The 15,725-nt window shown below is 33.8% G+C and carries 14 protein-coding genes; 9 read left to right on the forward strand and 5 right to left on the reverse strand.

All coding sequences use genetic code 11. The features are described from left to right. The first annotated feature begins 2 nt into the window (after positions 1 to 2). The 6 genes from ACFFVB_RS15195 (at position 3) to ACFFVB_RS15220 (ending at position 8,653) form a co-directional block, all read left to right on the forward strand. The gene (locus ACFFVB_RS15195; protein WP_382384072.1) at positions 3 to 794 is read left to right on the forward strand and encodes a hypothetical protein; all 792 of its coding nucleotides are present in this window, start codon (positions 3 to 5) and stop codon (positions 792 to 794) included. 14 nt (positions 795 to 808) lie between these two features. Next, on the forward strand, positions 809 to 1,705 hold the full coding sequence (locus ACFFVB_RS15200) for a hypothetical protein (RefSeq protein ID WP_382384073.1): 897 nt from the start codon (positions 809 to 811) through the stop codon (positions 1,703 to 1,705). A 103-nt stretch (positions 1,706 to 1,808) separates the two neighbouring features. Continuing rightward, complete coding sequence (gene rlmB, locus ACFFVB_RS15205; RefSeq protein ID WP_382384074.1) at positions 1,809 to 2,543, forward strand: 23S rRNA (guanosine(2251)-2'-O)-methyltransferase RlmB; 735 nt, start codon at positions 1,809 to 1,811, stop codon at positions 2,541 to 2,543. Between the two features lie 549 nt (positions 2,544 to 3,092). Continuing rightward, positions 3,093 to 6,221 (forward strand): SusC/RagA family TonB-linked outer membrane protein, encoded by a 3,129-nt coding sequence (locus ACFFVB_RS15210; RefSeq protein WP_382384075.1) that lies wholly within the window; start codon positions 3,093 to 3,095, stop codon positions 6,219 to 6,221. A 31-nt stretch (positions 6,222 to 6,252) separates the two neighbouring features. Continuing rightward, entirely contained in the window at positions 6,253 to 7,875 is a 1,623-nt protein-coding gene (locus ACFFVB_RS15215) for a RagB/SusD family nutrient uptake outer membrane protein (RefSeq protein WP_382384076.1), read from the forward strand. Between the two features lie 34 nt (positions 7,876 to 7,909). Further along, the gene (locus tag ACFFVB_RS15220) at positions 7,910 to 8,653 is read left to right on the forward strand and encodes a hypothetical protein (RefSeq protein WP_382384077.1); all 744 of its coding nucleotides are present in this window, start codon (positions 7,910 to 7,912) and stop codon (positions 8,651 to 8,653) included. A gap of 96 nt (positions 8,654 to 8,749) precedes the next feature. On the opposite strand, the gene ACFFVB_RS15225 is transcribed toward ACFFVB_RS15220, so the two are convergent. Continuing rightward, positions 8,750 to 9,511, reverse strand: a complete 762-nt coding sequence (locus tag ACFFVB_RS15225; RefSeq protein WP_382384078.1) for a rhomboid family intramembrane serine protease — start codon at positions 9,509 to 9,511, stop codon at positions 8,750 to 8,752. 108 nt (positions 9,512 to 9,619) lie between these two features. On the opposite strand from ACFFVB_RS15225, the gene ACFFVB_RS15230 reads away from it, so the two are divergent. After that, the gene (locus ACFFVB_RS15230) at positions 9,620 to 10,897 is read left to right on the forward strand and encodes a replication-associated recombination protein A (RefSeq protein ID WP_382384079.1); all 1,278 of its coding nucleotides are present in this window, start codon (positions 9,620 to 9,622) and stop codon (positions 10,895 to 10,897) included. A gap of 151 nt (positions 10,898 to 11,048) precedes the next feature. Here ACFFVB_RS15230 and ACFFVB_RS15235 read toward each other — a convergent pair whose 3' ends face one another. From ACFFVB_RS15235 to radC, 4 genes are all read right to left on the reverse strand, one after another. Beyond that, entirely contained in the window at positions 11,049 to 11,789 is a 741-nt protein-coding gene (locus tag ACFFVB_RS15235) for a hypothetical protein (RefSeq protein ID WP_382384080.1), read from the reverse strand. A 34-nt stretch (positions 11,790 to 11,823) separates the two neighbouring features. After that, on the reverse strand, positions 11,824 to 12,510 hold the full coding sequence (locus ACFFVB_RS15240; protein ID WP_382384081.1) for a YjjG family noncanonical pyrimidine nucleotidase: 687 nt from the start codon (positions 12,508 to 12,510) through the stop codon (positions 11,824 to 11,826). After that, positions 12,500 to 13,804, reverse strand: a complete 1,305-nt coding sequence (locus ACFFVB_RS15245; protein WP_382384082.1) for a polysaccharide deacetylase family protein — start codon at positions 13,802 to 13,804, stop codon at positions 12,500 to 12,502. Before ACFFVB_RS15245 ends, ACFFVB_RS15240 begins: the two co-directional genes overlap by 11 nt. 69 nt (positions 13,805 to 13,873) lie before the next feature. Beyond that, a complete protein-coding gene (gene radC, locus ACFFVB_RS15250; RefSeq protein WP_382384083.1) occupies positions 13,874 to 14,572 on the reverse strand; it encodes a RadC family protein in 699 nt (232 codons plus the stop codon). A gap of 50 nt (positions 14,573 to 14,622) precedes the next feature. Here radC and ACFFVB_RS15255 point away from each other — a divergent pair, with 50 nt between their 5' ends. Together ACFFVB_RS15255 and ACFFVB_RS15260 are read left to right on the forward strand one after the other, a co-directional pair. Beyond that, entirely contained in the window at positions 14,623 to 15,075 is a 453-nt protein-coding gene (locus ACFFVB_RS15255) for a DUF1569 domain-containing protein (RefSeq protein ID WP_382384084.1), read from the forward strand. A gap of 16 nt (positions 15,076 to 15,091) precedes the next feature. Then, complete coding sequence (locus tag ACFFVB_RS15260) at positions 15,092 to 15,682, forward strand: FMN-binding negative transcriptional regulator (protein WP_382384085.1); 591 nt, start codon at positions 15,092 to 15,094, stop codon at positions 15,680 to 15,682. Positions 15,683 to 15,725 lie beyond the last annotated feature (43 nt).

Consider the following 15,725-nt stretch of genomic DNA (forward strand, 5'->3'; position numbering starts at 1 on the left):
AAATGAAAAATATAAAATATTTACTGTTACTAGCTACAATTGTAACAGTATTCTTCGCCTGTGAGTCTGACGAACAAGCTGAAGTATTAGAAGGACTTGAAACCGCAGGTTTAATTATTGACGCATCGGCTACATCAAGTAGTTCTATTCTTGGAAATCCTGATGGTTCAGTAGCACTAGAAGACGCTACTGTAGATATCGTAAGTGTATATTTCGATATGACTATAGAACTTAAATCTGGAAATTTAGACGACATTGAAAAATTAGAAATATTAAGATCTTTCAATGGAGGAGAAGAAACCGTAGCAGCAACTACAGAAACATTAAGTTACAATTTTGTAATTAATGACTTAGAAAGCTTATTAGATGGATCTGGCTTAGTTTCAGACGATTTAAGAATTGGTGATACATTTACATTTCGTACTAAAATAACTAAAACAGATGGTGAAGTATTATACTTCAGTTCATCATTAGGAACTGTGAATTTAGTAGTAAACTGTTCTTCCGACTTAGTAGGAAGTTATACTGTTAACTACGAAACTCCAGGCGTTCATGTTGTAACAGAAGTTTCTCCAGGTTTATACGCTATCGATAGTATGTTAGGATGGCCAGGAGATGGTTTTACTGTTATGTTTACCGATACTTGTGGGCAATTAGCACTAATTGATGACTGGGTATATAGTAACCCTATTTCAGGAGAAGGTTATGTAGATGCAGACGGAAACTTAGTTTGGGAAAAAATGACAGTAGACGGTGTTTACACAGATACACCTTATACTATGTTTAAAAATTAATAAAAAAGTTGATAATGAAAAATATATATAAAACATTATGTCTATTAACTTTATCTGGATTTGTTTTCACCGCGTGTGACGATAACGATGATAATACGGGGGAATCTTCGATAGACTATACAAAAATTAACGCTACAGTTTCAACAACAGCTTCTAGTTTTGACGTTAGTGAAATAGATGCTTACTTAGCTGAAGACGGATTATCTATTCCTTTCACTGTAACTTTAGCAGAGCCATCTACAGCAGATGCTGTAATAGACTTAGCACAAACAGGAGGAACAGCAGATGCTGACGATTTCCATGTTTCAAGTGTAACTGTACCTGCTGGATCAACAACAGCAACTGGAGCAATTTTTATTGATGCTAATGATTATGAAGAAGGTGATGAAACACTTGTTATATCAGCAACATCAAGAGCTAATTTTAATTTAGCAGATTTTTCTGTACAAATTAATATTATTGATGATTACGTTTCTCAAATTCTAGATTTAACATTATCTTGGGAAGGAACTTACGTTTACACTCCAGATGGTTTTAATGCTGAAGTAACTGTAGATTTCTGTGATATCGATATTGATATCGCATACGTATTCCAAGGTAGTACATACAACCTTGGAGGAGGTGCAACAGGAGATTGCCCTGAGCACTCTGCTTTCGAAGCAGGAGGTAAAGGATTACCTGACGGAGAATGGACTATATTAGCCGATATTTATGAAAACAACGACGCTAACCTTTTCCTTGACGAGCCTATTCCATTAACACTTGACTGGAGCGTAGCTAATCAAGATTCTTCTGGTACAATTACAATAGATGGATTATTATTATCTACTCAAGCTGGTACACAGATCCCTGTAGCAACTGTAATAGTTAGCGAAGGTGGAACAAGTATTGTTGTAACGCCTTACGAATAATTTTTCGATAGCATTTTATAATTTTAAAAACCACCTCTTACGAGGTGGTTTTTTTATGCCCAACTTTTATTTACCTATTCATAAATTATTGTACTTTTGACGCATGGAAAAAGAAACTCAGATTTTTGGAATTCGTGCTGTTATAGAAGCAGTTCAGGCCGGAGAAAATATAGATAAAGTTTTTGTTCAAAAAGGACTAAAAGGAGAACTATCTCAAGAACTTGAAAGTGTCTTACGAAAACAAAGATTAAACTTTTCTTATGTTCCAATAGAAAAACTAAACAAGTTAAGCTCTAAAAACCATCAAGGTGTTGTTGCACAAATCGCACCAATCACCTTCTGGGACATAGAAGAACTTGTTACAAAAGTAACAGAATCTGGAAAGACTCCCCTATTTCTTTTATTAGATCAATTAAGCGATGTCCGTAATTTTGGTGCCATTATTCGTACTGCAGAATGTACAGGTGTCGATGGTATAATTATCCAAAAAAAAGGAGGAGCTCCTGTAAACGGTGATACAATTAAAACAAGTGCCGGAGCCGTGTTTAAAATGCCTATTTGTAAAGTAGATCATATTAAAGATGCTATGTTTTTTATGCAAGCGTCAGGGATAAAAGTAATTGCTGCTACAGAAAAAACAGAAGATGTATTATACGATGTATCTTTTAAAGAACCTTGTGCTATTATTATGGGGTCTGAAGGAAAAGGAATAAATCCTTCAGTTTTAAAACTTGTAGATGCTAAAGCCAAACTGCCTATCCTTGGCGAGATTGAGTCTTTAAATGTATCTGTAGCTTGTGGTGCTTTTTTATACGAAGCGGTACGACAAAGACGTTAATCGCCACTGCAAACCTTTTATAAGTATACTCTATACCTCTATCTTACTTTTTTTAAAAGTAAGATAGAGGTATTTTAATTTAAATCTCTTTCTCAGTATATACACCACATTATATTATTGCCTTATTGATGTTTCAATTACGTTTCACAACTATTTAAATAGCTATTCTTCTTCCCAAAATTTCATGCCATTTAAAACGACCAAGATTCATAAAATAGTACCTCTAATAACGTACTTTTTAACGTTAAAAAAACAGGAAAAAAACAACGTTTAGCCCCCATCCTGCGCTATCCATCAAAAAAAAGAGACAATTGTGTCAAAATAAAAGCTGTAAATAGCGAAAAAGACGTAAACCCTAGTAGTCGCATAGGATATAAACCTTAACAAGTTGCAAAGATCTTAGATATATTATCAAGTTTTCTATTAAAAATCACCAAATTATTTCATTATTAACAATAAAACCCGAGTGGTAGGTTTTTTAATAAAATATTATTGTTTTATTAACATATTAGTATGATTTTGCAGCAGACTAATTCAAATAAAATAAATATGAAAACAAAGTTTAGTGGAATTCTAACACTATTTCTAGCATTTGTTGTGCAACTTACATTCGCACAACAAAAAACAGTTTCAGGTAATGTAATTGGTAATGACGGTTTGCCTTTACCAGGAACAACTGTTTCGGTTGTAGGAACAACCTCTGGTACATCGACAGATTTTGATGGTAACTTCAGCATTGAAGCAAAAGTAGGCAGCAAGCTTAAATTTAGCTTCATAGGTTTTATATCTAAACAAGTTACTGTTGGTTCTTCAAACACTTTAAAAGTTACTTTAGAAGAAGATGCTACATCTCTTGACGAAGTTGTAGTTGTTGCGTTTGGTACTACAACAAAAGAAGCATTTACTGGATCTGCAGGTATTGTAAGTTCAGAAGATTTAGAATTAAGACCATTAACTTCACCTATTTCTGCAATAGAAGGTAAAGTATCTGGCGTACAATTCATATCATCTTCAGGGCAACCAGGATCTTCTCCTGAAATTGTTATTAGAGGTGTTGGTACTTTAAACGGGGACACAGATCCTTTATTTATTGTAGATGGTATTGCATACGAAGGTGGTTTAGGTACTTTAAACCAAGATGACATAGCATCTATGACTGTACTTAAAGATGCTGCTTCTACATCATTGTACGGTTCTCGTGCAGCGAACGGTGTTGTTATAATTACAACTAAAAAAGGAAAAAAAGGTACTGGCGTTACAGTAAATGTAACTAGTCAATATGGAGTGGTAACTAAAGGAATCAATGAATACGACGCTGTTTCTCCAGGAGAATACTATGAGCTAATGTGGCAATCATACAAAAACTCTTTAGGAGGTGATGCAGATGCGGCTATAGAGGCTTCTTCATCTATCTTTAATCGTTTAGGACGTAACCCGTTTAATGTTGCAAACGATCAAATCGTTGACGTTAATGGAAATTTAAACCCTAATGCCCAAGTTATAGCACAAGATTTAGACTGGTATAATGCATTAGAAAGAACAGGATCAAGATCTAGTAATTCTTTAAATGTATCTGGTGGTGGAGAAAAACACACTGTCTTCTTATCTGTTTCTAATTTAGATGAAAAGGGTTATGTTATAGAAAGTGATTACAAAAGAGTAACTAGCCGTTTAAGTGGTAGTTTCGATGCTACAGACTGGCTTTCTTTAGGTGGTAACGTAAACATTTCTAACGAAAAACAACATGGTCCACCTTCAAGAGATAATTCAACTGCAAACGTTTTTGGTTTTGCTAAAAATATGGGATCTATTTATTCTCCTTATTTGCTAGACCCAACAAGTGGTCAAATTTTAAGAGACGAAGCAGGTGATGTAATTTGGGATCGTGGTGAAAGTATTTCTTCATTAGGAATTCAATCTAGACCAACAAATGTAGGTCGTAACGCTCTTGAAGAAGCTATTTTAAACAACGAGCTAACAACTACAGATAATTATGGATATAGATTTAATGCAGATATTAAACCTTTAGAGGGGCTTAAACTTAGCTTAATTTACGGGCAAGATTATCAGGACGGTGTAAACCAAAGTTATGAAAATGCAGAAGTTGGAGATGGTGCACCTACAGCAAGGTTTGACGACAACAGATACCAAAGAACAACAGAAAACTTTAATCAGATATTATCTTACGACAAATCTTTTGGTTTGCATAATTTTGATGTGATGGTAGGACATGAAAGTTTCAGCAGAAACTTTTCTGAAAACAGAGCATTTAAAAGTACACAAACAGTAACAGGAATTTACGAATTAGACAATTTCTCTGTAGTATTAGATGCTTCTGGTAGTAGTACTGATTACAGACTAGAAGGTTATTTAGGACGATTAAATTATAATTTCGATAATAAATATTACATAAGTGCTTCTGCAAGAAGAGATGGATCTTCTGTTTTCACAAACAACAAGTGGGGTAGTTTTTATTCTGTAGGTGGTTCTTGGAGAATTGATCAAGAAAATTTTATGGATAACGTATCTTTCATTAATAGTTTAAAATTAAGAGCATCTTATGGAGAAGTTGGTAATGATCAATTAGGGAATTATTACATCTCTCAACCCTTATACGCCATTTATTCTAATGCAGGAGAACCAGGTATTTACTGGAATACAACAGGAAACGAAGACCTAGAATGGGAAACTTCAGAAAGTTATGACTTTGCTCTAGAATACGGTGTACTTAATAATCGTTTATCAGGTTCTTTTGAATACTATAAAAAGATATCTTCAGACCTGTTATACAATGTACCAATTCCTGCTTCTGAAGGTCAAATTGAAGCTCCAGATAACGTAGGAGACTTATACAATGAAGGATTTGAAATTAGTTTAAATGCGGCTATCATCCAATCTGATAAATTTAACTGGAATTTTGGAATACAAGCTTCTACACTTAAAAATGAAATTACTTCACTTCCTGACCCTTTTACTACAGGATCTAAACGTTGGGAAGAAGGACGATCTAGATTCGATTTCTTTTTATACGATTATGCTGGTGTAGATGCTAGTAATGGAGATGCTTTATTCTACATGTATGAAGAAATAGACGGACAAGTAGGAATTCCTGTTTTAAATGAGAATGGTACTCATGCAACAACTAACGCTTGGGCAGATGCTGGTAAAGGTTTTACAGGAGCAAGTGCTGTACCAGATTTAATTGGATCTATATCTAACACTTTCTCTTACAAAAAAGTTGAACTTAGCGTATTATTATCTTACCAAATTGGGGGAGATATTTTAGATTACGGTTATGCTGCAATGATGCATGAAGGAGATTACGGTTCTTCATTACACCCAGATGCGCTTAATGCATGGAAAAACCCAGGAGATATTACTAATGTACCTCGTTTAGAAAATGGAAATACAAATTTAAGTCCAAGCTTATCTTCTAGATGGTTAACAGATGCTTCTTACTTGGCTATTAGAAATGTAAATATTGCTTATAATTTAAGTAATAGTGCGACAGAAAAAATAGGATTAGATAAATTAAGATTATTTGTTACAGGAGAAAACCTATTTACGTTTGCAAAAAGAGAAGGATTAAATCCTCAGTACAATCTAGCAGGAACACCTGAAGGTAATGACTATAATCCAAGTAGAGTGATTTCTGTTGGTTTAAACGTTGCATTTTAAATTATAATTCTTAATTAAAAAAATATACAAAATGATACGAAATAAAATTCTATTATTACTTGCCATATCAATGGTCGTATTTGTAGGCTGTAGTGAAGACTACCTAGAAACAACTCCTACAGATTCAATATCAGAAGAAGATGCGCTTTCAAGTACCGAAAACATGGATCTTGTATTAAATGGTCTTCACAGAATGATGTACGCACAAAATGTGTTAGAAGGAGCAGAATCTAGTAGATCTGGAGAGAGCTACTTTATCCCTTCGTTTGATGCTATTGGAGGGAATACAATTCACTCTTCTCCAGGAAATGGTTGGATGACATCTGATTTAAAATGGACAACTCACACAAACGCAAGTTCAACAACCAATTTTAATCTTTGGTTCCAACGTTACCACTTTGTAGAAACAGCAAATACAATAATTAATAAAGTTGCTGTAAGTGATTTTGTTGAAACAGAAGATTTAAATAAAGTCTTAGGGCAATCTTATGCATACCGTGCATGGGCATATTTAAAATTAGTAAGTACTTTCTCTAAAGGATACATTATAGGAACTCCATCTACAGATCCAGGAGTACCAGTATTAACTGAAGCAGGAGCACCTTACGAAGGAGGCCCGCGTGGCACTGTAGAAGCAGTATATACACAAATGGAAAGCGATATTGACGCAGCTATAACTTATTTAAAAAACGGGAGTGCTGCAGATAATAATTCTAACATTTCTCTTAATGCAGCTTATGGTATTAAGGCACGTATTGCTTTATCTAAAGGAGATTGGGCTACAGCTGCAGAAAGTGCTGCACTAGCAAGAGAAGGTTACCCTATATTAACAGAAGCGCAATGGTTAACTGGTTTCAACTCTGCAGACTCTGATATCTTACCAGAAGTTATTTGGGGAGGTACTGTTATTGATACAGAAACAAATTACTACCAATCATACTTCTATTTTATTGCATTTTCATTTAACGGAAGTTTAAACAGAAGTAATCCAAAAATTATTAGTAAAGAATTATACGATAGACTTCCTGCTACAGATTACAGAACACAAGGGTGGTTACCTTTAGCTCCTAACACAAACTCTGCAGCGTCTAACGACCAAGGAGGTAGTTATGAAACAGACCCTAACTATGATAATAAAGCAGATTTTGATGCAGCATGGGAAGATATAATTGAAACTTATGGTGCTACAACAGGACACAACACGCACCCATATATGAATGTGAAGTTTAAACCAAAGAATCCTGGTTCTATTGATCCTGATGATGTAATTTACATGAGATCTTCAGAAATGGTTCTTATTGAAGCTGAAGCTAAAGCAATGTTAAATGATATTCCTGGTGCACAAGATGCTTTAAATATTTTAGGTTCGGCAAGAGATAGTGCTTTTGATAAAACGGCATTTACAAGTCAAAACTCTTTAATGGATGAAATTAAATGGCAAAGAAGAGTTGAGTTATGGGGTGAAGGATTTAGCTACCATGACAATATTAGATGGGATGAAGGTATTGACCAAACAAATTCTGGGGCATCTTCAACGCTATATCAAGCCGGCTTCATACAGGCAAAACCATCTGTTAATGATGATTGGATTTTTAAAATTCCACAAAGAGAAATTGATGCAAATCCTTACATGACAGATGCTGATCAAAACTAAGCATTATACTACGAATCAAAAAATATAAAAACTCATGAAAAAAATAGCACATATTTTTTTAATATTATTCTCATCAACTCTATTGCTTAATTGTGAAGAAGATCAGTTTGAATCGTCTCTAGATTATGTATCATTTAGTGATGTTACTTATAATTCTTCTGTAGATCCTAGTAGTACAGCTTCTAAAGATATTACAGTTTATAGTACATCAATATCTAGTACAGATCGTGTATTTGACATTGTTGTAGATTTAGATGAAACAACAGGAGATGTTAATTCTTATGAAGTTCCTACATCTGTTACAATACCAGCAAATAGCAACAAAGGTGTTTTTACCATTAATTTAGCCGATGTTAATTTAGATTGCTTCAATTATGTAGGACTTAAATTGATGCCTTATGAAGGAGTAAATCCTGGTAATACATCTATTTTAACATATTATCAAAAACCAAGTGACACTTGTGAATTAGAAGTAAGTGGTACTCTTGATTTTACTTTTGATAGTTATGCTAGTGAAATATCTTATGAAATTCTTGACGTTGAAGGAAACGTAGTTACTTCTGGGCCTAGTGAAGCTTTTGCAGACGGTACCGCTTCTTCAAGTATTCCTGTTACTTTATGTGATGGAAGATGTTATAGTTTAGTAGTTTACGATGTATACGGAGACGGATTAGCTACTCCTGGAGAATTCTCTTTAACATTAAATGGAAAAGAATATGCTTCGGGTGGAGGAGATTTTGGTGATTCAACTTCAACTTCATTTCAAGTTTTCGAGTAATTAAATAAATTATAGATACTAAAAGGAGATTGATTTTAAATCAATCTCCTTTTTTTATATCCTTTATTTAAAAAAGTCAATAGATTAATATAAAAATTAATCTATTGACTTTTTTTCTTTAAATATATAATGATAGTTGGTTATAGATACATTTGTAGGGGTTTGGGTTTCTTCAGTGACTTCTTCTTCGACAGGCTTGTGCTCTATAAAATTTCCATCGGCATCAAACTGCTTTAGAAAATCATCATCATCTTCATTATAATCGGGTTGTTCCCAAGCATACTTTTTGGGTTTGGCAATTTCTCTCTTAAAAACAAGTGCAAAAAACAAACCCGTTAACAACCCAGACAGATGTCCTTCCCAAGAAATTCCTTCTTCCATAGGTAAAACATACCAAATCATGCTCCCATATAAAAATACAACTAAAAGTGAAAGCGCAATTAATCTAAAATGTTTCGCAAATACACCTTTAAAGAAAATAAAACTTACCAAAACATAAATTAACCCGCTCGCTCCAATATGATACGATGGTCGCCCTATGCACCACGTTAAAAATCCTGAAACTAAGATACCGTAACCTAACACTTTCCAAGCGATGGGTCTGTAGAAATAGAATAAAGCAACACTTAACACAAAAAGCGGAATGGTATTATGATATAAATGTGAAATACCCGAATGAATAAACGGACTAAAAATTATGCCTTGTAAACCTTCTAATGTACGCGGATAAATACCGTGTTTATTAAAAAATATATTCGTTTCCACTTCAAACCAAAACACATACCATAATATTAAAATAAATGCTAGCGGGTACGCAATGACGCCGTTAGAAAATTTAAAATGGTCGTGTTCTTTCATGAATTAAATTTCCTTAAGATAATCAAATTGTAAACCATTTTATTTAATATGATAAAATGTCAGTCGCTAATTATTAAATAGCTCTAAAAAATAAAGTAATTTTGCAGTATGAATGAACCTTTAGCAGAACGTTTACGACCAGAAACTTTAGACGATTATATTAGTCAATCACATCTTGTGGGACCGCAAGGGCCATTGCGTATACAACTTAGACAAGGTTTAATTTCTTCTATGATATTCTGGGGACCTCCGGGCACAGGAAAAACGACTTTAGCCAATATTGTCGCTTCGCAATCCGGCAGACCTTTTTATACATTAAGTGCCATAAATTCCGGTGTAAAAGATATTCGTGAGGTTATAGACAAAGCCAAACAAAGTGGAGGCCTTTTTACAACAAAAAACCCGATATTATTTATCGATGAGATTCATAGATTTAGTAAATCGCAACAAGATTCTCTTTTACAAGCGGTAGAAAAAGGATGGGTTACGCTAATTGGAGCAACCACAGAAAATCCAAGTTTCGAAGTTATACCCGCGCTATTATCGCGTTGTCAGGTTTATGTTTTAAATGCCTTCGATAAAACAGATTTAGAAAACCTTTTAAGCCGTGCAATTGCAAAAGATAAGTACTTATCCGAAAAAAACATAGAACTAAAAGAAACAGCTGCTTTATTGCGTCTCTCGGGAGGTGATGGTCGGAAATTACTCAATATATTCGAGTTGTTAGTGAATAGTTTCGAAGGAGAAGATATTGTGATTACCGACGAGATTGTACTGGCAAAAATTCAGAATAACACTGCACGCTACGATAAAACTGGGGAGCAGCATTACGATATTATTTCGGCCTTTATAAAATCGATTAGAGGAAGCGATCCAAACGCTGCGGTATACTATTTAGCACGTATGATTGAAGGTGGTGAAGACGTAAAATTTATTGCACGTCGCCTTTTAATTCTAGCGAGTGAAGATATCGGAAATGCAAATCCGACAGCACTCGTAATAGCTAATAATACATTTCAGGCAGTTTCTGCAATTGGATATCCAGAATCTCGAATTACTTTAAGTCAGTGCACAACCTATTTAGCATGTTCGGCTAAAAGCAATTCGGCTTATGAAGCCATTGGAAAAGCGCAACAGTTGGTTCGTGCTACTGGAGATTTATCTGTGCCTTTAGGTATTAGAAATGCACCCACCAAATTAATGAAAGAATTAGGGTATGGAGAAGACTATAAATACGCGCACAGTTATGCTAATAATTTTGCAGAACAAGAGTTTTTACCAGACGAGATAAAGAATACAAAACTCTACGAGCCTGGAGCAAATCCCAGAGAGAATTCCGATCGTAATTTTTTAAAACAACGTTGGAAAACTAAATATGGATATTAAACGTTTCTACCGTATCTAAATTTTTGATGTGTGTACAGGGTTGTTCTATACCTGATTAAAATTCACACTAGACATATATAAAAGTAAAAGTGAGATTCCGATATAAATCAGAATCTCACTTTTATTTTATTCAAATATGAAAAACGAGTTGTTAAAACTTAACGTTTAAAACCTCTTCTTTTAACGTATCACCTTCATAATATTCGATTACCCATTGGTCTCCCTTTTTACGAACTGTGGCTTGCTTTCCTTCAACAAAATACATGTCTTCTACACTAGATTTTTTTAACTTGTAAACGACCTTTGGTGTACTATCTACTAGTTGATAACCATTAGCAGTAGGTTGCGCATATAATACATTAGATGTCGGAACCACAGCTTTCGATACAGCATTAGAGGGTACTGCAGCAGTTGTTACAGCCGCCTCGGCAGCCGGAATTGCGACTCCTAAATTAGCAGAAGATTCTGTATATTTATAATTTACAGCATCGAAAGAATTAAACGCATCGCGTAATGCTGCATGATACGCCTTTTTAAATTCTTTTATTTTCGAAACTCCAATAGCTGTTTCAAAAACAACCTTGTTTTTACAATCTTTTAAAACAACAACTAGTTTTGTTGTAAACATATTGGATTCATTCTTAACGTCAGATCGCAATATTAAACATCTATTAAATTCTTGTTCAACCGACATTTCATCGCCTTCCATCATTGCAGAAAAGCCTTTCTTTTCAAATAAAAATTTAGTCAATTCGTTTAATTGATATTGATTAGATTCTTTTAAAAAATCATATTTATTTGGGACAACTACATATTTATAATCGTTTAAGTTTGATTGCGCAAAAGAGCTAAAACAAACACTCACAACTAACAATAAAATTATTTTTTTCATGGGTTAAATTATTTTAAGTAAAGGTAATTAAGTTTTATAAATATTTTTTCAAATCGATTAATTTATCAATTTGAGTTATATGACGATGCTCTGTCAAACGAATTTCATTAAAATATATTGCTTGAAACCCTGTATTAATGGCTCCAAGAATATCGGCTTCCAGGTTGTCCCCAATCATTATGCTGGTATTAACCTCAGCATTTGCCTTGTTTAAAGCATAATTAAAAATATCTGGATGCGGTTTTTTAACACCTGCCTCTTCAGAATTAGTCACTGTTTTAAAATACTTAAGAATATTGGAATTTGTTAATTTTGAAGTTTGAACTTCCTCGAATCCGTTGGTTATAATATGAAGATTATACTTAGGTTCTAGATAATTTAATATGGAAATAGTGTCTTCAAAAAGATAATTAAATGAGGATAAATACGCCAGATAATCATCAGATAATTTATTTACAACCTCGGTAGATACAGGAGTTTCTAACTGATTAAAAGTATCGTTTAACCTTCCAAAACGCAAGGTTTCTTTATCGACCTCACCCATTCTAAAGCGCTTCCAATACTCGAAATTAATAGGAACATAAGCTTCTAAAAACACATCTAAATCGATTTCTAATTGATTGACTTCGAATATTTTTTGCAAGGTTAAAGACGAATTTTTTTCGAAATCCCAAAGTGTATGGTCTAAATCGAAAAACACATCCTTTATTTTATTTGTCATTTTCTGTTGAATCTAAAATAATATTGAATAATTCTTTAAAATGCTTCCACTGCCCCATGCCACTAAACGTGTAATTATGAAACACAGGAACGAATTCTCCATTAACACGCTTTACCTGATTAATAATATACTGAAGCGATTCTTTTTTATCTAATAAAGAGACATTCTTTAATAATGCAGAATCGATAACATGATAGGAATTAATACGCAGTGGTGTTTGCACCTCGTAATCTAAATCGTAAAAGAAAAAAGGAGTACACGTTCCTGCTCTAAACCCGAGTTCGTTTACATATCCCATGGTATAATCGTCCTGGACCTCCAATTCTACAAGATTCCGGTATAAATCCGGTAAATTTAGTTTGGAAAAGGAATTACGCGTTTCTAAAAGAGACGTGTTAATTATACCTTCCATTTGTTGTTGTTCTTTCTTTAAAATAGATTTATCTTCAATAGCAAAATAAGAAACTTTTAGCCCTACCCTACAATAATCTGCAACAGATTTTATTAAAGACACATAGTCTTTTCTAAGGGCACTTATCCCTTTATCGTAAGTTGAAAAATCTCCAATTAGAAAGAAAAAATGAAACTTAAAACCTGTTTGTTTTTGTTTGTTTAATATATATTTAAACGTATCGTATGGATCGCGTTTTAAACCAAACAAAACCATTTGGCGGTAGTACAATTTCTTAAAATTAAAGGCAAATAAATCCTTAATGTTTCCTCCTAAAGTTCGCATTAATCCTTTCAATTTAAAATCGTAAGGTGCCGGCACATCTATAACCGGTTTTATACTATATTTTCGTTTTGGAAATTCAACATTCGGATAATTCGCTTCTAAAACAGACTTAAACTTGTAGGCCCAAATATCGACCACTGGCTCTTTTAAAAAGTTATGTTTATACGCTAAACTTTCATGAGCACCGTAACGTCCATACTCATCTTTTACATGAGGTAAATATTCTTCGTATCTGCTTAACAGGTAAAATGACGCTGCAAAAACATCAAAAGGAATCGCGCTTTTATCTCCAGTAAAAAAGAAGCATTTAGTATCCTCCCATTTGGTTACATTTAAATCTGGATCTGATAATCCTTGCTCAAATAATAAATCGTGACTACGTATAAACACCTCATTCCCTAATGGTTTTTTAGTGTACGACATTTTAAAACTATCGTGAGCAATAAACTCTTCTATAGTTGTAGTAAACCGCACCGGGATACCAAGAATTCTGGTACAGAGATGTTTAAACGTAAAATTTATACGTGGTGTTATTTTATGAGTATATACTAGAAGCACACATTGATTTTAAGTAATAAAAGTAATGATTTTACAGTTAAGAACACAGATAACACTACTTAAAGCATCTTACATTTCGTTTTCGTCTGCAAAACTAAAATACGCACGTTCGGTTATAATTATATGGTCTAGCACTTTAATGTCTAAACTTAAAGCAGCAGTTTTTAGTTTTTGAGTGATTTGTTTATCGGCCACACTAGGTTTTAAAGTCCCTGAAGGATGATTATGAACCAAAATTAGTGCTGTTGCTCCTAGTTCTAAAGCCATTTTTAAGGTTAAGCGCACATCGACTAACGTCCCCGTAATGCCGCCTTTACTTAATTGTTGCTTTTGTAGTATGGTATTGGAATTATTTAGGTAAATAATCCAAAACTCTTCATGTGGTAGTTCTCCTAAAACGGGTTGCATAACGTCAAATACAGAGGCAGACGAGGTGATTTTATTTTGCTTTACAGCCTCCTCTCCTCTTCGTCTTCTACCGAGTTCCATAGTCGCAGCAATAGTTATGGCTTTCGCTTCTCCAATCCCTTTAAATGTCATTAATTGTTTAATAGATAATTTTCCTAAAGCCCGTAAATTATTATCTACGCTACCTAAAATACGCTTGGATAAATCTACAGCACTTTCTTCGCGATTGCCACTTCCTATAAGAATAGCTACCAATTCTGCATCGCTTAAAGCTGCTTGACCTTTATAAAGCAACTTCTCCCGAGGCCGATCGTCTTGCGACCAATTTTTAATTGAAAAAGGAATCTTTTTATCTAACATACTATAAATATAAAAATTGTAAATTTCTGAAACAATTAAAACCACTGAAAATGAACACTTTATTTAATATTGAATCTGCAGAGACCATTCTGAGGAGACTCGATAATTTAACGGAAACCAATATTGCCAAGTGGGGAAAGATGGATGTTGGGCAAATGCTAAAACATTGTCAAGGCCCATTAGATATTGCTTTAGGCAACCAGGTTCTACATACGAAACTCAACTTTTTTCAAAAAATAATGCTATCTATTTATAAACCATTATTATTTAACGACAAACCTTGGAAACAAAACTTACCTACAGCAAAAGAGTTTAGAATAACAACGCCACAAATATTCTTAGAAGAGAAAAAAAACTTAAAACTACGTATAGAAACTTTTTCTAAAAAAACCGATGTAAAAACTTGGCCTAATCATCCACTTTTTGGTTATTTTACACCCGAACAATGGGGTCAAATGCAATACAAACATTTGGATCATCATTTAACCCAATTTAATGTCTAACTAAATAATTTTATCATTGAGTTATCCTCCAAATATTCATCAAGACGACAATAAAGATCGCATGATTGAAGTGATTAAGCAATATCCCTTAGCAACGGTTATTTCTGTAGAAAACAATCTACCATTTATTACGCATTTACCACTTATTTACAAGTCAGGAAAATTGATAGGTCATATTGATAAAAGTAATCCACATGCATCCTTATTAAAAGAGAACACACCTGTTACTATAATTTTTTCGGGTCCTGATTGCTATATCTCTCCTAGCCTTTTCGAAAAAGCAGAACTGCCTACTTGGAACTATATAAAAGTGCACTTACAAGGAACCGTTTCTGAAATTAAAAATGAAAATGAAGTAAAGCAATCTATGGTCGATATGACGTCGTTTTTAGAAGCCTCACAACAGGCTTACGTCTTAGATTACAACAACCCAAGCATGGATAAGTTTGTTAATTACGTCAAGGGATTTGAAATAGACATCCGGCAATGGGAAGGAAAGTTTAAACTATCGCAAAATAAAACACCAGAAGCTCGAGACATTGCCAAGCAGCAATTAATCTCGAAAAACGAATCAAGTATTACGCCCTTTTTAGACCGGATTATTTAATTTTAGGTTAACATAAACGTCTAAAAAACTATATTTATAATAT

Source organism: Formosa undariae, assembly GCF_042427615.1.
Lineage (GTDB): Bacteria > Bacteroidota > Bacteroidia > Flavobacteriales > Flavobacteriaceae > Formosa > Formosa undariae.